The sequence below is a fragment of the Pantoea sp. PA1 genome (assembly GCF_056856975.1).
In genome coordinates this window covers 67,213-87,209 of the sequence record NZ_JBXGEE010000005.1, presented here as the reverse complement: position 1 = coordinate 87,209, position 19,997 = coordinate 67,213, and the positions used below count along the sequence as shown (strand labels likewise).

At 59.9% G+C, this 19,997-nt stretch carries 17 protein-coding genes; 8 read left to right on the top strand and 9 right to left on the bottom strand.

Going from position 1 to position 19,997, the window contains the following annotated elements:
* Positions 1–4 precede the first annotated feature (4 nt).
* The 4 genes from glgC (at position 5) to AC1V0D_RS17965 (ending at position 6,396) form a co-directional block, all read left to right on the top strand.
* Entirely contained in the window at positions 5–1,297 is a 1,293-nt protein-coding gene (glgC, locus tag AC1V0D_RS17980; RefSeq protein WP_009087751.1) for a glucose-1-phosphate adenylyltransferase, read from the top strand.
* Between the two features lie 63 nt (positions 1,298–1,360).
* A complete protein-coding gene (glgA, locus tag AC1V0D_RS17975; protein ID WP_009087749.1) occupies positions 1,361–2,794 on the top strand; it encodes a glycogen synthase GlgA in 1,434 nt (477 codons plus the stop codon).
* Positions 2,795–2,813: 19 nt separating this feature from the next.
* Complete coding sequence (glgP, locus tag AC1V0D_RS17970; protein WP_009087747.1) at positions 2,814–5,261, top strand: glycogen phosphorylase; 2,448 nt, start codon at positions 2,814–2,816, stop codon at positions 5,259–5,261.
* A 199-nt stretch (positions 5,262–5,460) separates the two neighbouring features.
* Positions 5,461–6,396, top strand: a complete 936-nt coding sequence (locus tag AC1V0D_RS17965) for a LysR family transcriptional regulator (RefSeq protein ID WP_009087744.1) — start codon at positions 5,461–5,463, stop codon at positions 6,394–6,396.
* Here the strand turns inward: AC1V0D_RS17965 and mdcH are convergent.
* From mdcH to glpD, 9 genes are all read right to left on the bottom strand, one after another.
* A complete protein-coding gene (mdcH, locus tag AC1V0D_RS17960; RefSeq protein WP_140925639.1) occupies positions 6,377–7,279 on the bottom strand; it encodes a malonate decarboxylase subunit epsilon in 903 nt (300 codons plus the stop codon). The two genes, AC1V0D_RS17965 and mdcH, sit on opposite strands and share 20 nt — an antisense overlap.
* Positions 7,276–7,893, bottom strand: coding sequence for a malonate decarboxylase holo-ACP synthase (locus AC1V0D_RS17955; RefSeq protein WP_482907840.1), 618 nt, complete (start codon positions 7,891–7,893; stop codon positions 7,276–7,278). The genes mdcH and AC1V0D_RS17955 overlap by 4 nt, the downstream gene beginning before the upstream one ends.
* Before the next feature lies 1 nt (position 7,894).
* A complete protein-coding gene (locus AC1V0D_RS17950; protein ID WP_312828601.1) occupies positions 7,895–8,854 on the bottom strand; it encodes an AEC family transporter in 960 nt (319 codons plus the stop codon).
* A 131-nt stretch (positions 8,855–8,985) separates the two neighbouring features.
* Positions 8,986–9,786, bottom strand: a complete 801-nt coding sequence (gene mdcE, locus AC1V0D_RS17945) for a biotin-independent malonate decarboxylase subunit gamma (protein ID WP_167429074.1) — start codon at positions 9,784–9,786, stop codon at positions 8,986–8,988.
* Entirely contained in the window at positions 9,786–10,619 is an 834-nt protein-coding gene (locus tag AC1V0D_RS17940; protein ID WP_009087736.1) for a biotin-independent malonate decarboxylase subunit beta, read from the bottom strand. Before AC1V0D_RS17940 ends, mdcE begins: the two co-directional genes overlap by 1 nt.
* The gene (gene mdcC, locus AC1V0D_RS17935; RefSeq protein WP_009087734.1) at positions 10,612–10,911 is read right to left on the bottom strand and encodes a malonate decarboxylase acyl carrier protein; all 300 of its coding nucleotides are present in this window, start codon (positions 10,909–10,911) and stop codon (positions 10,612–10,614) included. The genes AC1V0D_RS17940 and mdcC overlap by 8 nt, the downstream gene beginning before the upstream one ends.
* A gap of 8 nt (positions 10,912–10,919) precedes the next feature.
* Complete coding sequence (locus AC1V0D_RS17930; protein WP_482907839.1) at positions 10,920–11,780, bottom strand: triphosphoribosyl-dephospho-CoA synthase; 861 nt, start codon at positions 11,778–11,780, stop codon at positions 10,920–10,922.
* Complete coding sequence (gene mdcA / locus AC1V0D_RS17925; RefSeq protein ID WP_009087730.1) at positions 11,781–13,436, bottom strand: malonate decarboxylase subunit alpha; 1,656 nt, start codon at positions 13,434–13,436, stop codon at positions 11,781–11,783.
* A gap of 301 nt (positions 13,437–13,737) precedes the next feature.
* Positions 13,738–15,243, bottom strand: a complete 1,506-nt coding sequence (gene glpD, locus AC1V0D_RS17920; RefSeq protein ID WP_009087728.1) for a glycerol-3-phosphate dehydrogenase — start codon at positions 15,241–15,243, stop codon at positions 13,738–13,740.
* A 225-nt stretch (positions 15,244–15,468) separates the two neighbouring features.
* Between glpD and glpE the strand changes: the two genes are divergently transcribed.
* The 4 genes from glpE (at position 15,469) to malP (ending at position 19,995) form a co-directional block, all read left to right on the top strand.
* On the top strand, positions 15,469–15,795 hold the full coding sequence (gene glpE, locus AC1V0D_RS17915) for a thiosulfate sulfurtransferase GlpE (RefSeq protein ID WP_009087726.1): 327 nt from the start codon (positions 15,469–15,471) through the stop codon (positions 15,793–15,795).
* Between the two features lie 29 nt (positions 15,796–15,824).
* Positions 15,825–16,646 (top strand): rhomboid family intramembrane serine protease GlpG, encoded by an 822-nt coding sequence (gene glpG / locus AC1V0D_RS17910; protein ID WP_009087724.1) that lies wholly within the window; start codon positions 15,825–15,827, stop codon positions 16,644–16,646.
* Positions 16,647–16,676: 30 nt separating this feature from the next.
* Positions 16,677–17,435, top strand: coding sequence for a DeoR/GlpR family transcriptional regulator (locus AC1V0D_RS17905; protein ID WP_009087722.1), 759 nt, complete (start codon positions 16,677–16,679; stop codon positions 17,433–17,435).
* 154 nt (positions 17,436–17,589) lie between these two features.
* A complete protein-coding gene (gene malP, locus AC1V0D_RS17900; protein ID WP_426607743.1) occupies positions 17,590–19,995 on the top strand; it encodes a maltodextrin phosphorylase in 2,406 nt (801 codons plus the stop codon).
* Positions 19,996–19,997 lie beyond the last annotated feature (2 nt).

The window sequence follows — 19,997 nt, the reverse complement described above, 5'->3', positions numbered from 1 at the left end:
AGACATGGTTAAGTTAGATAGAACAGAACACCTGATGCTGGCCCGCCAGCTCCCTACACAGACGGTTGCTCTGATCCTCGCCGGCGGACGCGGCACGCGGCTGGTCGATTTAACGGCCAAACGTGCCAAACCGGCGGTGCATTTCGGCGGCAAGTTCCGCATTATCGACTTTGCCCTCTCCAACTGCGTCAACTCCGGTATCCGGCGGATTGGCGTCATTACGCAGTATCAGTCCCATACCCTGACTCAGCATATCCAGCGTGGCTGGTCGATCTTCAATGAAGAGATGAATGAGTTTGTCGATTTGCTGCCAGCGCAGCAGCGCTTTTCGACCGAACAGTGGTATCGCGGCACGGCCGATGCCGTGACGCAGAACCTTGATGTGATTCGCCGCTATCAGGCGCAGTACATCGTGATCCTTGCCGGGGACCACATTTATAAGATGGATTATTCACGCATGCTGCTGGACCACGTGGTGAACGAGGCGAAATGTACCATCGCCTGTTTACCGGTACCGGTGCATGAAGCCACGGCATTTGGCGTGATGGCGGTGAATGAGGAGAACATGGTGATCGACTTCGTGGAGAAACCCGCGAAACCGCCCACCATGCCAGGTGATGACACGCAGTCGCTCGCCAGCATGGGGATCTACGTCTTCAACGCGGATTATCTCTATGAACTGCTGGAAGCGGATCTGCAGACGCCAGGCTCTAACCACGACTTCGGCAAAGATATCCTGCCGAAAGTGGTGGCAAGCGGCGAAGGTTATGCGCACTCCTTTGCGCTCTCCTGCGTCCAGAACGATGACAACGCGCCGCCTTACTGGCGCGACGTCGGGACGCTGGAAGCTTACTGGCGCGCCAATCTCGATCTGGCCTCGGTGATGCCTGAGCTGGATATGTATGACGTCACCTGGCCTATCCGTACCCACATGGAGCCGCTGCCCCCCGCGAAATTTGTTCAGGATCGTTCCGGCAGTCACGGGATGACGATGAACTCGCTGGTGTCGGGCGGCTGCATTATCTCCGGTTCGGTCGTGGTCAACTCGGTGCTGTTCCCCCGGGTTCGGGTTAACTCGTTTTGCAATATTGATTCAACCGTTCTGCTGCCGGATGTGGTGGTGGGTCGCTCGTGTCGTCTGCGCCGCTGCGTGATTGATCGCGCCTGTGAGTTACCGGAAGGCATGGTGATTGGTGAAAATCCGGATGAAGACAGTCGCCGGTTTCACCGTTCGGATGAAGGGATCGTACTGGTCACCCGCGCCATGCTGGCCAGGCTGGCCAAAGCGGGGCTGTAAGCGATAAGCGGAACTTACGCAATCGGCACGCGGAGCGTGCCGGATAACTTAATGAGGTCGAGGATGCAGGTTTTACATGTCTGTTCAGAACTTTTCCCGCTGCTTAAAACGGGCGGACTGGCTGATGTAGTCGGGGCATTACCTCAGGCGCAGATTGCGGGCGGCACAGACACGCGGGTGCTGCTGCCAGCGTTTCCTGCATTGCGCAAAGGCATACCTGATCTCCAGATGGTGACAGAGCGAGAGACATTTGCCGGTCATATACGTCTGTTATATGGTGAATTTAACGGTGTGGGCATCTATCTGATCGATGCCCCTGACCTCTACGACCGTCCCGGTAGCCCTTATCATGACGAGTCGCAGTTTGCCTATGTCGATAACTACCTGCGCTTCGCGCTGCTGGGCTGGGTCGGTTGCGAACTGGCGTGCGGTATGGATTCGATGTGGCGTCCCGATATCGTCCATGCCCATGACTGGCACGCAGGCCTTACCTGCGCCTATCTGGAAGCGCGCGGCCGGCCGGCCAAATCGGTGTTTACCGTGCACAACCTGGCCTATCAGGGACTGTTCTCGGCGCACCACATGGATCAGATTGGCCTGCCGTGGTCGTTCTTTAACATGCATGGGCTGGAGTTTTACGGGCAGATCTCCTTCCTGAAGGCGGGACTCTTCTACGCCGATCACGTGACGGCGGTCAGCCCGACCTACGCCCATGAGATTACCTCTGCGGAGTTTGGTTACGGCATGGAAACGCTGCTGGCGCAGCGGATGCGGGAAGGGCGGCTGAGCGGGATCCTCAACGGTGTCGACCCGACCATCTGGGACCCGGCCCACGACCTGCTGCTCAGCGCGCGCTACAACCGCGACACGCTGGAAGCCAAAGCGGAAAACAAACGGCAGCTGCAGGTGGCGATGGGGCTGAAGGTTGATGACAAAGCGCCGGTGTTCTGCGTGATCAGCCGCCTGACCAAACAGAAAGGCCTGGACCTGGTGCTGGAGGCGCTCCCTGGCCTGCTGGCGCAGGGCGGTCAGCTGGTGCTGCTGGGACAGGGCGATGCCGAACTGCAGCAGGGCTTCCTGGCCGCGGCAGCAGAGCATCCGGGCAGCGTGGGTGTGCAGATTGGCTATCACGAGGCGTTTTCACACCGCATCGTCGGTGGTGCCGATGTGATCGTGGTGCCGAGCCGCTTTGAGCCCTGCGGCCTGACGCAGCTGTATGGCCTGAAATATGGCACGCTGCCGCTGGTGCGCCGCACCGGCGGACTGGCGGATACGGTTAACGACAGCTCGCTGGAAAACCTGGCGGATGGGATTGCCAGTGGCTTCAGCTTTGAAGATGCTAACGCCTGGTCGCTGTTGCGGGCGATTCGCCGCGCGTTTGTGTTGTGGTCTCGCCCTTCACTGTGGCGTTATGTTCAGCGACAGGCGATGGGCATGGATTTCAGCTGGCAGGTGGCCGCACAGGCCTACCGCGATCTCTACCAGCGTCTGATGTAACGGATGGGGAAAACCGGATATGAATGCACCTTTCACTTACGCTTCACCCACGCTGACGGTTGATGCTTTAAAGCATTCGATTGCGTACAAACTGATGTTTACCATCGGCAAAGACCCCTCTATTGCCAACAAGCATGAGTGGCTGAACGCTGCACTGCTGGCGGTTCGCGATCGGATGGTCGAGCGCTGGCTGCGTTCCAGCCGCGCTCAGCTGTCGCAGGATGTGCGGCAGGTTTACTACCTGTCGATGGAGTTCCTGATGGGGCGCACTCTGGGGAATGCGCTGCTGGCGATGGGGATCTATGACGATCTCAACCAGGCCCTCGACGAAATGGGGCTGGATCTGGCCGAGCTGATGGAGGAGGAGAACGATCCGGGCCTGGGCAACGGCGGTCTGGGCCGTCTGGCGGCCTGTTTCCTCGATTCGCTGGCGACGCTGGGTATGCCGGGCCGCGGCTATGGCATCCGTTACGATTACGGCATGTTCAAACAGAACATTGTGGAAGGTGAGCAGAAAGAGTCGCCCGATTACTGGCTCGAGTATGGCAATCCGTGGGAATTTCAGCGATTCAACACCCGCTACAAGGTGCGTTTCGGCGGCCGCGTCCAGCACGAAGGGGCCAAAGTGCGCTGGCTGGAGACCGAAGAGATCCTGGCGATGGCCTATGACCAGATCATCCCGGGCTTCGACACCGACGCCACCAATACACTGCGCCTCTGGGGCGCGCAGGCCAGTAACGAAATCAACCTCGGTAAGTTCAACCAGGGCGACTACTTTGCGGCGGTGGAAGATAAAAACCACTCCGAAAACGTTTCACGCGTCCTCTATCCCGATGACTCCACCTATTCCGGGCGCGAGTTGCGTCTGCGTCAGGAGTACTTCCTGGTATCCGCCACGGTGCAGGACATTCTGAATCGTCACTGGCGCATGCATCAGACCTGGGACAACCTGGCGGATAAGATCGCCATCCACCTGAATGACACGCACCCGGTGCTGGCGATCCCCGAACTGATGCGCCTGCTGATCGACGAGCATAAATTCAGCTGGGACAGCGCCTTTGACGTCTGCTGTCAGGTCTTCTCCTATACCAACCATACGCTGATGACCGAAGCGCTGGAGACCTGGCCGGTGGATATGATCGGCAAGATCCTGCCGCGTCATCTCAGCATTATTTTTGAAATTAACGACTTCTTCCTCAAGACGATTCAGGATCACTATCCTGACGATCTGGATCTGCTGTCGCGCATTTCGATCATCGACGAGAACGACGGTCGCCGGGTACGCATGGCCTGGCTGGCGGTGGTGGTCAGCCATAAAGTGAATGGCGTTTCAGAGCTGCACTCCAACCTGATGGTGCAGTCGCTATTTGCAGACTTCTCTCGCCTGTTCCCGGGCCGCTTCTGCAACAAAACCAACGGCGTCACTCCGCGTCGCTGGCTGGCGCTGGCTAACCCGGCGCTGTCAGAGGTGCTGGATGAGGAGATTGGCCGCAACTGGCGCACCGACCTCAGCCAGCTGGATGAGCTGAAAGCGCAGATCGACTACCCGGCGTTTATCGAGAAAGTGGCGATTGCCAAGCATCAGAACAAGCGCCGGCTGGCCGAGTGGGTGGCAAAAAACCTGGATGTGGTGCTCGACCCGAATGCGCTGTTTGATGTGCAGATCAAGCGTATTCACGAGTACAAGCGTCAGCTGCTTAACGTGCTGCATGTGATCACCCGATACAACCGTATCAAGGCCGATCCACAGGCGGACTGGGTGCCGCGCGTCAATATTTTTGCCGGTAAAGCGGCCTCCGCCTACTACGTTGCCAAACACATTATCCATCTGATCAACGATGTCGCCAACATCATCAACAACGACCCGCAGGTGAAGAACAAACTGAAAGTGGTCTTCATCCCGAACTACAGCGTGAGTCTGGCACAGATCATCATTCCGGCCGCCGATCTCTCTGAGCAGATCTCGACCGCCGGAACGGAAGCGTCCGGCACCAGTAACATGAAGTTTGCCCTGAATGGCGCGCTGACGATCGGTACGCTGGATGGTGCCAACGTGGAGATGCTGGATCACGTCGGCGAAGAGAACATCTTCATCTTCGGCAATACCACGCCGCAGGTAGAAGCCCTGCGTCAGGGCGGCTACAACCCGCGTGACTATTACGAAGGCGATGAAGAGCTGCATCAGGTGCTGACGCAGATCGCGTCGGGCGTCTTCAGCCCGCAGGATCCGGGTCGCTACCGCAACCTGTTCGATTCGCTGGTGAACTTCGGCGACCACTACCAGTTACTGGCCGATTATCGCAGCTATGTGGATACCCAGGACAAGGTGGATGCGCTCTACCGTAAGCCGGAAGAGTGGCAGCGCCGTGCGGCGAAAAATATCGCCGGCATGGGTTACTTCTCGTCTGACCGGACGATTCAGGAGTATGCCGATGAGATCTGGAACATTTCACCGATAAGGCTGTAAGGCGCGCGCCGTCAATTCATCTGCTCTGCGGCCGGGAAACCGGCCGCACTTTTTTCTGCCCGTTCCGCTCCTCCCTGACATCCGCAGATTCCGCCTTCAGCCGCAGTAAATCATCCGGCTGCGAGCCAGATCATTACAGGCTGGCGGAGAATCGCTACTATGCGGAAAAGCAAAATGACCTTACAGGCAACAGCAGCCCATGAGTGACAATATCAATCAGGAAATTACCTTCCGGAAGCTCAGCGTCTTCATGATGTTTATGACGAAAGGCAATATCGCCCGCACGGCGGAAGCGCTGGAGCTGAGCAGCGTCAGCGTGCACCGCGCGCTGCACACGCTGGAAGAGGGCATCGACTGCCCGCTGTTTATCCACAAAGGGCGCAATCTGGTGCCGCTGCCCGCCGCCTGGACGCTGCTGGACTATTGTCGCGACGTCACGGCCCTGATGGGCAAAGGCATTGAGGAGGCCCGCAAAGTGGCGGGTATCGGTGGAGGACGGCTGCGGCTTGGCACACTCTACTCGCTGACCCTGGAGACCATTCCCCGGCTGATTATGGGCATGAAACTGCGCCGGCCCACGCTGGAGCTGGATCTGACCATGGGCTCTAACCAGATGCTGCTGAATATGCTGGAAGATGATGCGCTGGACGCGATCCTGATTGCCACCCATGAGGGCGAACTCAGCGAGGCCAGGTTTGATGTGATCCCGCTGTTCGAGGACACGATCTGTCTGGCGGCACCGGCTGGCGAAACGGGCAGCGGCGACGCGCCGGTCGATCTGCGTGACTATGCCGACCGCGATTTTGTCTCACTGGCCGAGGGGTTTGCCACCTATGCCGGTTCGCAGGAGGCGTTTCAGATCGCGGGATTTGAACCACGCATGGTGACGAAGGTAAATGACATCTTCTCCATGATCAGTCTGGTGCAGGCGGGCGTCGGCCTGGCGCTGATTCCGGGAAGGATGCGGAAAGTCTATGAAAACAATATCCAGCTGCTGACGCTCGCAGCGCCTTACCAGATGCGGCAGCAGGTTGCGATTGTCTATTCGCATCGCCGCGAACGCGACAATGACCTGCTGGCCCTGGCGGCAGAAGGGCGCATGTACGCCCGTAACCTTACCGTTCCAGCCGTTTAGCCAGATGACCTGCCACATCGACGCCGTTGCGTTCCAGGCTGATTGCATCGCCCTGCCAGCCCGCCTGCAGGGTCAGGCCGGTCAGCACATTGCCTGGCGGCATCTCAATCGCCAGACGGGCATCGCGCTGGTTAGCCGAGACCATGGTGTCATACCACTGCACGGTCCGCGCCATATTGAACGCCAGATCCTCGGCGATCTTCTCCGGGTCGTGGATCACCCGTGCGGTTGAGCCGCTGAGGTAAGCACAATCGGGACGGGAGAGGCGCACGGATTCAAACGCACGCGCCAGTTCTGCCGCCGGTTTGTCCAGCAGCGCGCAGTGCGACGGCACGCTCACCGCCAGTCTGATCGCCTTACTGGCGCCTGCCTCCAGCGCCTTCTGCGCCACCCGTGCCATATCCTCATCACGACCGGCAATCACTATCTGCGTTTCGGCATTCAGATTGGCAATGTAAGTGTGGCTGCCAGGCAGCAGCGTTTCCAGATGCGTCAGCGTCAGACCGGTGATCGCCGTCAGGCCATATCCCTGCGGATAAGCCTGCTCCATCAGGTCGCCGCGCAATGCCACCAGCCGCAGGGCGTCGCTGAAATCGAGCGCACCTGACACCACTGCCGCCGGAAATGCGCCAATCGACAGACCGCTGACGATATCCGGCTTCACCCCGCGACGTATCAGCTCGTGCGCCCACGCGACCCCACTGATCAGCAGGCTGAGCTGGACGGCGCGGGTGTGCTGCAGCGCGTCGTCGCTGTCGAGCCTGTCAGTTTCGTCGCCCAGTACCGCCCGCACGCGGGCTAACAGCGCCTCGCCGTCAGGCAGATGCTGCAGCATGCCGGCTCGCTGGGTGCCCTGGCCGGGAAAGGTAAAGAGTATTTTCATGAGGTTTCTCTGCTCCAGGGTGAAGCGGTCAGCAGGGGGCCGGTGTCGGTTTTCAGCAGCACCTGTCCCTCGCGCAGCCACTCGTTGAGGGCAAACGCACCGGCAGGCGTTTCCACCTGGGTATCCGCCCGGCACGCCAGCGCGTCGGTCTGGTTCTGCCACCGTTGCAGCGCAGCCCGATCCAGAGGCTGCGGGGCGCGGATCACCAGATCGAGATCGCTGGCGGCGTGCAGCGTGGGCTGCTGCGTCGCCAGCGCATAACCGGTGCTGCCGGTGATCCCCCAGCGCCACGGCCACTCCGCCTCACTCAGCACGATCGCCGCGCGAACCGGGGCAAAGGCACTGAAAGGGGAAGCCTGCAGCAGGGTGCGATCGGCCAGCCTCTCCGGCGTTATCAACCGGACAATATCGTCCGGATGAATCCATCCGGCGGCACGCTGCTCCCGCCGTTCACCGCGCACCCCAATCGGGATCAGGCCGGATTCGCGATGATCGCGCCGCACCACCACCGGCAGGCCGGGATGCCAGAACGTCCCGACCCAGCACGCTGAGATCGTGGCTAATGCGCTGCGGTCACGCAGCCAGAGCAGATCGTGGGGGCAGGGCGCGGTCATATTACATTCCTGATGTCAGCGTAATGAACAGGGGCAACGACAGAATAGAGAGCACCGAACTTAACAGCAGCACGGCTTCAGCATCGGGCGACTGAACGCCAAAGCGGTTGCCGAACACCACACCAAAGAAACCGGCCGACAGCGCAATCATCAGGATCGCGGTGATCGCCACTGAGCCGTTCAGCCCCAGCGCCAGCACCAGACCCCAGGCAATCACGGGCTGAATCAGCAGTTTCGCCACCGTGCCCACGCCCACGACGGCGTTGAGTTTCAGCTGACGGGCAGAAAGGATCACACCGGTCAGGAACAGCGCCGCCGCGGTGGCGGCCAGGCCCAGCGGCTTAATAGCCGAAAGCACCAGCTCCGGCATTCTGACGCCCAGCGCAGAAAGCACCACGCCCAGCAGCGGACCCCAGACGATCGGTTTTTTAACGGAGCGCCACATAAGCACCGGCAGCATGGTCAGCGTCGACCCCACATTCTCACCTGCACTGCGCGCTTTTTCCCGCTCCAGAATCAGCAGGCAGAAGGGCGTCATCAGCACCGAACCGCAGGCGATAGAGACAGCGACCGAGAGCGAGGTGGATGAGCCTTCGCCCAGCACGCTGCCCAGAATCGGCAGGCCCAGCGCCGCGTAATTGGGTAAGGCGACGGTCAGCGTCAGCACCGCCGCATCCTGTGGCGACTTTTTAAATACGCCGGTGGCCAGGAAATAGATCGCCGCATAGGTGATCCACATCGCCCCGGTCAGGACCACAATCAGCGGCGACTGCGCCACAATTCCCGACCAGGGTGTCTGCACCGTGGCGCTGAACAGCGCGGCGGGCAGCGCAAAATCCATCACGAAAATATTCAGCAGCGAAACGTCTTTGTTATTGACCATTCCGCACTTACCGGCCCAGAAACCCAGCAGCATAATGACAAAGATAGGCGCAAGGGCATGCACAATTATATAAATCATAAATCACCTGTTATTAAGAAAGAATTTTCCAAAAAACAGCGATGTTTATAATTCTGAACACGGCCACTGCGCCGGGGCGCTGTGACACGCCCCGTCAGACCGGATTCGGCAGGTTTATTTTTTTTATCGGTTTACCAGGTCGCGCGCATACGCTCGCGCACCAGGGAAGAGCTGTGACGGTTGGAGGCACCCAGACGATTTTTCAGGCTCGGGTCCTGACGGGCATCGCCGATCGCCTTGTGCAGCGCTATCTCAACCATCGCCACGTCGGCATCAGAAGGGGCATCGGGATTGCCCACGTTCAGCAGATCGGAGAGCAGACCCAGCGTGGCGAAGTTGCTCACGTCATAGGCCATGGGGGGGATGGTGGCGGCCAGTTTCTCCAGCGACTCCACCGAACGCAGCGTGATACGCGCCGCCGATGCTTTGCCCATGGCGTGAACCAGTACGCCCTGATCGTTAAGCGCAATCAGGCGGTTAGCCTGATAGCCGTGTGCCAGGAACGCACCGGACATCGCCTTGCCGACAATCAGCCCGATGACCGGATGGCCGGCCAGGCGCGCGTTAGCATAGGCTCCCGCTGCGCCCGCCAGCGCCTGATGAATACCAAATGCTTCTTCACGGCGACCATAGGCCTGACTCGGCACATCGATGACCGCCACAATCGGGCGTTTCACGGCGCTGTTTTTATCCTCTTCCCGCGTTTCATTCACCACTTTCGCCAGCGTCCAGCCCTCCAGCAGACCCACTTCCCCCTGCGCGGCGCGCGGATAGTGGTTCTGAGCATCGGGCACCACGGCAATGAAACGGACGTTTTCGCCATTCAGCTGGCCATCAGCCACCTGAACAGAGGCGCACAGGCCACTGAGACGCTGTGCATTGGGTGCGAGTTTTTCCAGCCAGGTTGCACCGCGGCTGCTTGTCTGGGTCATTATTTCTCCTCCCGGGCGAAAAGCTGTTTGATCTGGGCGGTGTCCGCCTGCTGGCGGGTGTCGAACTGCGTCAGACGTGACAGGAAGTCGGCATAGTTGTCGCTGCGGTGCTGCGCCGGTACGCCTCTGGCAATGAAGTCATTCATGGCGGTTTTTACCGCGTTGATGCCGTCATTCACCAGCGCATCCACCAGTCCGCTGGCGTAGCGGATTTCGCCGCCGGTCATGCTCCAGATAAAGGGCCGATCGCGCGAGTCATACTCTTCAATGCCCGCTTCCTGCTCAATGACCTGCGGGCCGTTCAGGCCCAGGCGCGCTTCCCGTGTCACGATCAGGTAGCTGCACAGCGCGGCGGCAATCGACATTCCGCCGAAGCAGCCAACGGTGCCGCTGATGATGCCGATTACCGGGGTGTAGCGACGCAGATCGACAATCGCGGCATGAATATCCGCAATCGCCGCCAGGCCAAGATTCGCTTCCTGTAAGCGCACGCCACCGGTTTCCAGGCAGAGCACCGCCTGCGTCGGAATGCCGTTGCGGTTGTCTTCCGCCGCCAGCTCCAGCGCCGCCGCCATTTTCGCCCCGGAGACTTCGCCCATGCTGCCGCCCTGGAAGGTGCCTTCGATGGCGATAACCACCGCAGGCTGACCGTTCAGTGTGCCGCGTGCCACGACCATGCCGTCATCGGACTGCGGCACCACGCCCTGCGGGGCCAGCCATGGCGACATGATGCCCTCAAAGGGATCCAGCAGTTCGCGATAGCTGCCGGCATCCAGCAGCGTACGGGCGCGTTCACGCGCCCGTAATTCAATAAAACTGGCGTCGTTACGCATGGCTCACCTCTTCAAAAACCTGTTCAAGACGGATACGAGCCACACCCGGTGTGGCACCGAAATCGTGGATAATCAGTTCGCCGGCCGGCAGGCCGTTGATCAAATTCAGACGGTCAAACAGCGCCTTCCAGCGGGCGTCGCTGTTATCCAGTGAGGTGGTGATATCAACGTTCAGCGTGTCGCCCTGGGTTGCGGTGTACAGTACTTCCATATCACCGGAACCCACGACCCCGGCCAGCGCTCTGCCACTGAGCAGGCGGTTAGCGGGTAAAGATAATGTGATGTGTTCCATAATGGCCTCTAAAAATATGTGTGTTCAGGCGAACAGACCCGATCGATAAACAGCGTCGCCGCGAGCAAATCGGCGGCCCCGCCCGGCGAGGCGTTGAGCGCCAGCATCCGGCGATCAAGCTGCGCCAGCGCCAGCTTTCCGCCTGCGGTGCGGCAGCCGCCCGCCAGCAGTACGGCCTGTGCCCCGTGCTGCATCGCCGTCAGCCCCGCCATCCCTGCCCGTGACAGCACGCAGGTATCGCTGAGTGAGGTCATGATCGCCATCAGCGCATCCAGGCGGGCTTCGCTTTCGCTGGCCCCCACCGCCCGGCTGATCAGCAGCTGCGGCAGCGCCAGCTTCATCACGTGAGGAAACGCCTGTTGCGCCTCTTCGCGTGCGCCGGGCACCCGATAGCGGTGCGTCGCTTTTAACCCTTTGCTGAACAGTTTCGGCGCTACCCGGTCGGGCAGGCTGGCCAGGGCGGCGGCGGTGCGGGTCAGCTGATCGGCACTGGCAGCACCGCCATGCATGGCCGCAGCACTCACCAGTAAGCCCAGCGCCCAGATCGCTCCCCGATGGGTATTCACGCCACCGGTGGCCGCCATCATCTGCTGCTCGCCGTCACGGCCCAGGCGCCCGACCGTTTCGCGCAGGGCGATATCAGCGGGACGCAGCCAGCTGTGACGGGCCAGCGCCAGAAAGGTCGGTGCCAGGCTGTGAGCGGAGCGCTCCATCAGCGCCAGGGTTAAATCGTGATGCGCGCCGTTTCCGCGACTGTCGACCAGACCCGGCTTGGGGCTCAGACGTGCTTCATCGATCAGGCAATCGCGCGCCATCGTCGCCAGCTGGCTGGCCTGCGCCTCACTCTGCGTCTGGGACAGGAGTTTCATTTACCAGCTCCGGAATTTAGCAGGCGGGTTGTACAGACCACCTGACCATTCGACCAGGTCAGCCACGCTGCCCGCGGCCAGCAGTGAACGGGTGGCGTCGGAACGGCGGATGCCCATATCTTCCGGGTAGACCACTTTGCCGCTTTTACGCAGGGCCGCGACGCGCGCCGCATCCACACCCAGACCGATGTCGGTAATGCCCGCCACGGCGGCGACCATAGCGCGACGCTCTTCCAGGCTCTCTGCGCGATAGAGATAGGCGATGCCCTCCTCGGTCAGCACGTGGGTGACGTCATCGCCGTAGATCATCACCGGAGCCAGCGGCATCCCGGCGGATTTGGCGACATCAACCGCATCAAGGGTTTCAACGAAGGTGGGTTTTGCGCCGGCCTGGAAGGTTTCGACCATCTGCACCACCAGTTTTTTCCCGCGCTGCATCGGGTCTGGCTCGGTGATCATGTTCAGCCAGGCGGGGGTTGCGTGGCGGCGGCCGTGCGGATCGTGGCCCATATTCGGGGCGCCACCAAAGCCGGAGAGGCGGCCACGGGTCACGGTCGAGGAGTTGGCCAGCCCGTCCACCTGCAGGGTGGCCCCGATAAACATGTCGACTGCGTACTGGCCGGCCAGCTGACAGAAGGCGCGGTTAGAGCGCATCGAGCCGTCGCTGCCGGTAAAGAAGATGTCGGGACGGGCGCGGATATACTCTTCCATCCCCAGCTCGCCGCCGAAGCAGTGCACGCTCTCCACCCAGCCACTCTCAATTGCCGGGATCAGCGTCGGATGCGGGTTCAGCGCCCAGTGTTTACAGATTTTGCCTTTCAGGCCGAGCTGTTCGCCGTAGGTGGGCAGCAGCAGCTCAATCGCGGCGGTGTTAAATCCGATGCCGTGGTTGAGTGACTGCACCTGGTGTTCGGCGTAGATGCCTTTAATCGCCATCATCGCCATCAGGATATGTTCCTGCTTAATCAGGCGCGGATCGCGGGTAAACAGCGGTTCGATAAAGAACGGTTTGTCAGCCACCACGATGTAGTCGATCCAGGAGCCGGGAATATCGACGCGCGGCAGGTCGGTTTCGTCATCGACCAGTTCATTGACCTGGGCTATCACGATACCGTCACGGAACGCGGCGGCTTCCACCAGCGCCGGGGTATCTTCGGTGCCCGGACCGGTGTAGAGGTTGCCTTTGCGGTCAGCTTTGTAACCGGCAATCAGCGCCACATTCGGGCAGAGGTCAACATAAAGGCGGGAGTAGAGTTCGATATAGGTGTGGATAGCGCCGATTTCCAGCTGGCCATCCTGCAGCAGCTGCGACATGCGCAGACTCTGCGGACCGGAAAAAGAGAAGTCGAGTTTGCGGGCAATGCCTTTTTCAAAAATATCGAGATGTTCACTGCGGCCGACGCTGGGCATAATCATGTGCAGGTCGTGAATCTTTGCCGGATTTACCTGCGCCAGGGTGCGGGATAAGAAGTCAGCCTGTTTCTGGTTATTCCCCTCCAGCACCACACGATCGCCTGGGGCAATTAAGTGTTCGAGGGCTTCTGTGGCTCGTTCAACAGGAATGACTTTGCCATCAAGGGGGAAGGCGGCCATACGACGCGCTTTTTCACTGCGGCGTGTGTTCCACTCCCGGGCAGGCGTTTGGCCTGTGTTCATTTCAACCTCCTGATTAGAATCGCTGTACTGACGTTTTTGCTGAAGAAAGTCTGCGCGTTCTGCATAGGGCGTTCAATTAAGCAAAAAAGCGAAACGTTAGATTTAAGGTAACGATGGTGAGCGGCCTGGCGGCAGGCGAAACCCGAGGCGCCGCAGGCAGGCGGGGAGGGAGAAACGGCAGGGTGACTGGGGGAGAGCGTGCGAGGGGAAGGGCTGCGGCACGGTTTAACCGGTTCAGTTCGCGGTCAGCCACCCATAAAAAAAGCAGGCCGGAGCCTGCTTTCTGCTTACTGCGGCCTGCTTAAGAGGCCAGCGAGAGTGCCGGTTTTGCTTTCGCGGCCAGCCACTCTGCCACGCGGGCCTGCTGCTCTTTCGTCAGCCACATACCCTGTTTGGTACGACGCCAGATAGCATCATCCAGCTCGCGAACCCACTCATGCTGCACCAGGTAGCGCAGCTCCGCCTCGTAAAACTCATGACCGAAGTTCTCACCCAGATCGTTCAGGCTTTTCGCTCCGGCTAACAGGGTTTCGGTGCTGCTGCCGTAGGTGCGTGAGAAGTGACGCGCCATGTTTTCACTGATGAACGGATAGCGACGACGCAGGCTGGCCGCATAATCTTCACGTGTGCCGGAGATGTTCCCGCCCGGTAACACGCAGTTCTTCGTCCAGGCCGGACCGGCGTTCGGATAGTACTTCGCCAGTTTTTCCAGCGCGTGCTCGGCCAGCTTGCGATAGGTGGTCAGCTTGCCGCCAAACACCGACAGCAGCGGCGCCTGGCCGTTGTCATCACGGACATCCAGCGTGTAATCGCGGGTGATCGCCTGCGGTGAGTCCGATTCATCATCACACAGAGGACGCACACCGGAGTAAGACCAGACGATGTCGTCAGCGGTCAGCTGCTTTTTGAAGTGGGCGTTGAACACCTTCAGCAGGTAGTCAGTTTCGCTGTCATCGATGTTGACGTTTTTCGGATCGCCTTTGTACTCCACGTCGGTGGTGCCGATGATGGAGAACTCATCCATCCACGGAATCACAAACACGATGCGATTATCTTCGTTCTGCAGGATGTAAGCCTGCTTTTCGGTGTGCACGCGCGGCACCACGATGTGGCTGCCTTTGATCAGGCGGATACCGTAAGGGGATTTGAGCTTCAGGCTGTCGTCAAACAGCTGCTTAACCCACGGGCCTGCAGCGTTGACCAGGCCTTTCGCCTGCCAGGTGTAGGTTTTGCCGCTGTCGACATCTTCCGCTTCCACCTTCCACAGACCGCCTTCACGCCAGGCGCGGGTCACGCGGGTGCGGGTCCGCACTTCGCCGCCGCGCTTCACCACTTCCTGCGCGTTGAGCACGACCATACGGGCGTCATCGACCCAGCAGTCAGAATATTCGAATCCGCGCGTAATCTCCGGCTTCAGGGCAGAATCCGCGCCAAAGCGCAGGCTTTTACTGCCTGGCAGGCTGGTGCGTTTGCCCAGATGGTCATACATAAACAGGCCGGTGCGGATCATCCACGCCGGACGCAGGTGCGGACGGTGCGGCAGACGGAAGCGCATCGGGAAGGCCAGGTGCGGCGCCATCTTCAGCAGGACTTCGCGCTCAGCCAGCGCTTCGCTGACCAGACGGAATTCATAATGTTCAAGGTAGCGCAGGCCGCCGTGAATCAGTTTCGAGCTGGCAGAGGAGGTCGCGCAAGCCAGATCCCGCGCCTCCAGCATTAACACCGACAGTCCGCGTCCTGCAGCGTCTGCTGCAATGCCGGCACCGTTGATGCCGCCGCCGATCACGATCAGGTCTTTGGTTTCCACGTCATCTCCTCCGATGTTCGGAATAGTTCACTAATGTTCGTTTTCGAGCATTATCATAGTCGCAAACCAACATTAGCGCCAGCTTTTAACCCGCTAAAAACATTTTTGCGTGATATAGCTAACATTATGTCCACCAAAAAAACAGATACCCGTAACGATTGTCAGGTTATCGGCGTGGCTTCTCGGGTTACACTACGCGCTATTGTGACGACTTTGAGAGATCCCATGGAAACGTTCGAATGTATTGATGTGCAGCAGGCGCAGGCGCGTCTGGCGCAGGGGGCATTGCTGGTCGACATCCGCGATCCGCAAAGCTTTGCGATGGGCCATGCGGCGGGTGCGCTGCATCTGACCAACACCAACCTCAGCGACTTTATCAGTCGTGCAGACCACAGCCTGCCGGTGCTGGTAATGTGCTATCACGGCAACAGCAGTAAAAGTGCAGCACAATATCTGCTGGGGCAGGGCTTCAGTGCGGCCTACAGTATTGATGGCGGTTTCGATGCCTGGCGCGCGGCCTTTCCGCAGCAGGTTGCCCTGGGCAGTGAGTAAGTGGCCGCCTGTCACACGGAGAGTTACTGATGCGCATTACCCAATTTAATCAGCCGCGCATGGCGCAGGCGTTTGTGGACTACATGGCAACGCGCGGCGTGACGCTGCGTATTGAGCATGACCAGCACTATGTCATCATGCTGGATGATGAGAGCCAGTTTTCCGTGGTCGAAAACGAACTTCAGCAGTTTCTGCATGACCCTAATCACCCACGCTATCAGGCGGCCAGCTGGCACAGCGGCAAAACCGACAGCGGGCTGCGCTATGAGCGCAGTAACATCTGGGCAAACATTCGTGAGCGTGCTGGGCCGCTGACGATGACAGTGATGGTGCTCTGTATCGCCGTCTTTATCCTGATGCAGGTGATGGGCGATCAGACCGTGATGGCCTGGCTCGCCTGGCCGGACGATGACCAGCATTTTCAGGTCTGGCGCTGGTTCAGCCATGCGCTGCTGCACTTCTCGCTGCTGCACATTCTGTTTAACCTGATGTGGTGGTGGTATCTGGGCGGGGCGGTTGAGAAGCGGCTCGGCAGCGGCAAACTCTTTGTCATTATGCTGATTTCCGCGCTGCTCAGCGGCTGGCTGCAGGCGAAATTCAGCGGCATCTGGTTTGGCGGCCTGTCGGGCGTAGTGTATGCCCTGATGGGCTACTGCTGGCTGCGCGGCGAGCGCGATCCCGACAGCGGCGTCTATCTTGAACGTGGCCTGATCGGTTTTGCGCTGGTCTGGCTGGTGATTGGCTGGTTCGGCGTCTTTGGCCTGGCCATTGCCAACGCAGCGCACGTCGCCGGTCTGCTGGTCGGGCTGGCGATGGCGCTGGTGGATACGCGTAACGTTACGCGTCGGTAAAGAGATTTTGCGGGTTAACAGGAGAGGAATGTGAAGCAGACGCAACGTCATGACGCGATTATCGATTTGGTCCGTCGTCAGGGATATGTCAGTACTGAGGAGCTGGTGGATCATTTTGAGGTCAGCCCGCAGACCATCCGTCGCGATCTCAACGATCTGGCCGATCAGAACAAAATTCAGCGCCACCACGGCGGCGCGGCGCTCCCCTCCAGCTCTGAGAACACCGCCTGGCACGATCGTAAAATGATGTGGTCGGCGGAGAAAGCGCGCATTGCTCAGCGGGTCGCCAGCCAGATCCCGGATGGGGCCACGCTGTTTATCGACATCGGCACCACGCCGGAAGCGGTGGCGCATGCGCTGCTCAACCACAGCGATCTGCGTGTGGTGACGAACAATCTCAACGTGGCGATGCTGCTGATGGGCAAACCCGATTTTCGGGTGATTATTGCCGGGGGCGAAGTGCGCACCCGCGATGGGGCGGTAATGGGAGAGGCGACGCTCGACTTCATTTCGCAGTTCCGGCTGGATTACGGCATTCTCGGCATCAGCGGCATCGATATGGATGGCTCGCTGCTGGAGTTTGACTATCACGAAGTGCGGACCAAGCGCGCGATTATCGAAAACTCCCGCTGTGCGCTGCTGGTCGTGGACCACTCGAAGTTTGGCCGCAACGCCATGGTTAACCTCGGCAATATGAGTCTGCTGGATTACATCTACACCGACAAGATGCCGCCCGCCAGCGTCATGAAGGTGATTGAGCAGCATGAGGTGCACCTCGAACTCTGCTGATTCCTGCCACGCCAGCCTCCGGGCTGGCGTTTTTATTTGATTGCTGTCGCTTTTTTCCCCACTCCCGTCTTTACTTAACGATTGCTGGCCCCGCCTGCCAGCCCGTGCGCTTGCCATTTTTGCTTCACCTCATTGCGTAACAGAAGGGAGTGATATGCCACAGCAGAAATTCAATAAAGCCCGTTTTAACGCCGCCTTTACCCGCCAGTGGCAACATCTCGGCCTCTCTTCCGCTCAGCAGATGACCCCGCACCAGGCGTGGCAGGCGGTCAGTGCGGCCCTGGCGGAACTGCTGGCCGCGCAACCGGCCCCGCGTCCGGCGCAGCAGCAGCGTCACGTTAACTATCTCTCGATGGAGTTTCTGATTGGCCGGCTGACCGGCAACAATCTGCTTAATCTCGGCTGGTATGACGAGGTGCAGGCGGCGCTGGCAGAGCAGCAGTTCGATTTAACGGCGCTGCTGGAGCAGGAGGTCGATCCGGCACTCGGCAATGGCGGACTGGGGCGACTGGCTGCCTGCTACATGGATTCGATGGCCACGGTCGGTCAGTCTGCAACCGGTCACGGACTTAACTACCAGTACGGCCTGTTCCGCCAGTCTTTTCAGGCGGGCCAGCAGAAGGAGGCGCCCGACGACTGGCAGCGCGAGCACTATCCCTGGTTCCGCCACAACGCGGCGCTGGATGTGGAGGTGGCGATGGGCGGTCGGGTCGAAAAGCAGGAGAACGGCGAGGTGCGCTGGCAGCCCGGGTTTACGCTGCGCGGTGAAGCCTGGGATTTGCCGGTCACCGGCTACCGCAATGGCGTCACACTGCCGCTGCGTCTGTGGCAGGCGGTGAGTGCGCACCCTTTTGACCTGACGGCGTTTAACGACGGTCACTTCCTGCAGGCGGAGCAGCCCGGCATCGAGGCGGCAAAGCTGACCAAAGTGCTCTATCCCAACGACAATCATCAGGCGGGCAAGCGGCTGCGCCTGATGCAGCAATATTTTCAGTGCGCCTGTGCGGTGGCCGATATTCTGCGCCGCCACCATCAGGCGGGACGCAGCATTCACAGCCTGCCCGACTTCGAAGTGATTCAGCTCAACGATACCCATCCCACCATCGCCATCCCGGAGATGCTGCGCGTGCTGCTGGATGAGCACCAGCTCGGCTGGGATGAGGCGTGGCAGATCACCAGCCGGTTGTTTGCTTACACCAACCACACCCTGATGCCGGAGGCGCTGGAGCGCTGGGATGAGAAGCTGATGCGCTCGCTGCTGCCGCGTCATCTGCTGATCATCAAAACGATCAATCAGCGGCTGAAAAAGGTGGTGAAGCAGCGCTGGCCGGATGACAAAGCGATGTGGCATAAGCTGGCGGTGATTGCGGACGGTCAGGTGCGGATGGCGAATCTCTGCGTCGTCAGCGGGTTTGCGGTCAACGGCGTCGCGGCGCTGCACTCCCGGCTGGTGGTCAGCGATCTCTTCCCGGAATATCACCAGCTGTGGCCGCAAAAATTCCATAACGTCACCAACGGCATTACCCCGCGCCGCTGGCTGAAGCAGTGCAATCCGGCGCTGGCCGGGCTGATTGATGAGACGCTGAAAACCGAATGGGCCAGCAATCTCGACGCGCTGATCGGCCTGGAACCTTACGCCGATGACCCGGCGTTTCGTCAGCGCTATCGCAGCATCAAGCAGCAGAACAAAGTGCAGCTGACCGACTATATCGCCCGGCACACCGGGATTATCGTCAACCCGGCGGCCCTGTTCGATGTGCAGATCAAGCGACTGCATGAGTACAAACGCCAGCACCTCAGCCTGCTGCATATCCTCTACTGCTATCAGCAGCTCTGTAATAACCCGGAGGATGTCACCTTCACGCCGCGGGTCTTCCTGTTCGGGGCAAAAGCCGCACCGGGTTACTACCTGGCGAAAAACATTATCTACGCGATAAACCGGGTGGCGGAGGTGGTGAACAACGATCCCCGCATCGGCGACCGGCTGAAAGTGGTTTTTCTCCCCGACTACCGCATCACCGTCGCCGAAATGATGATCCCGGCGGCCGACCTCTCTGAGCAGATCTCTACCGCCGGTTATGAAGCCTCGGGCACCGGCAACATGAAGCTGGCGCTGAACGGCGCGCTGACCATCGGCACGCTGGACGGGGCCAATGTCGAAATCGCTGAGCAGGTGGGCGAGGAGAATATCTTTATCTTCGGTCACACCGTGGAGGAGGTGAAAGCGCTGAAGGCCAAAGGCTACAACCCGAAAAAGGTGCGCAGGCAGAACAAGGCGCTGGATGATTTACTGAAAGCGCTGGAGAAGGGCAAATTCAGCGACGGGGACAAGCACGCGTTTGACCTGATGCTGGAGAGCCTGACGAAACACGGCGATCCCTGGCTGGTGCTGGCCGATTTCCAGCCTTACATCGAGGCGCAGCAACGGGTGGAAGCCCTGTGGCGCGACCCGGAAGGCTGGACCCGCGCCGCCATCCTCAACACGGCCCGGACCGGCATGTTCAGTTCGGACCGGTCCATTCGTGACTATCAGCAACGTATCTGGCAGGCACCCCGCTAAGG

Coding starts and splice junctions, on each gene's coding strand:
- AC1V0D_RS17965 (WP_009087744.1), top strand. CDS start 5,461: ATGAGTGACAATATCAATCAGGAAATTACCTTCCGGAAGCTCAGCGTC.
- glgP (WP_009087747.1), top strand. CDS start 2,814: ATGAATGCACCTTTCACTTACGCTTCACCCACGCTGACGGTTGATGCT.
- AC1V0D_RS17950 (WP_312828601.1), bottom strand. CDS start 8,854: ATGATTTATATAATTGTGCATGCCCTTGCGCCTATCTTTGTCATTATG.
- mdcC (WP_009087734.1), bottom strand. CDS start 10,911: ATGGAACACATCACATTATCTTTACCCGCTAACCGCCTGCTCAGTGGC.
- mdcA (WP_009087730.1), bottom strand. CDS start 13,436: ATGAACACAGGCCAAACGCCTGCCCGGGAGTGGAACACACGCCGCAGT.
- mdcH (WP_140925639.1), bottom strand. CDS start 7,279: ATGAAAATACTCTTTACCTTTCCCGGCCAGGGCACCCAGCGAGCCGGC.
- malP (WP_426607743.1), top strand. CDS start 17,590: ATGCCACAGCAGAAATTCAATAAAGCCCGTTTTAACGCCGCCTTTACC.
- mdcE (WP_167429074.1), bottom strand. CDS start 9,786: ATGACCCAGACAAGCAGCCGCGGTGCAACCTGGCTGGAAAAACTCGCA.
- glpG (WP_009087724.1), top strand. CDS start 15,825: ATGCGCATTACCCAATTTAATCAGCCGCGCATGGCGCAGGCGTTTGTG.
- glpE (WP_009087726.1), top strand. CDS start 15,469: ATGGAAACGTTCGAATGTATTGATGTGCAGCAGGCGCAGGCGCGTCTG.
- AC1V0D_RS17940 (WP_009087736.1), bottom strand. CDS start 10,619: ATGCGTAACGACGCCAGTTTTATTGAATTACGGGCGCGTGAACGCGCC.
- glgC (WP_009087751.1), top strand. CDS start 5: ATGGTTAAGTTAGATAGAACAGAACACCTGATGCTGGCCCGCCAGCTC.
- AC1V0D_RS17930 (WP_482907839.1), bottom strand. CDS start 11,780: ATGAAACTCCTGTCCCAGACGCAGAGTGAGGCGCAGGCCAGCCAGCTG.
- AC1V0D_RS17955 (WP_482907840.1), bottom strand. CDS start 7,893: ATGACCGCGCCCTGCCCCCACGATCTGCTCTGGCTGCGTGACCGCAGC.
- glgA (WP_009087749.1), top strand. CDS start 1,361: ATGCAGGTTTTACATGTCTGTTCAGAACTTTTCCCGCTGCTTAAAACG.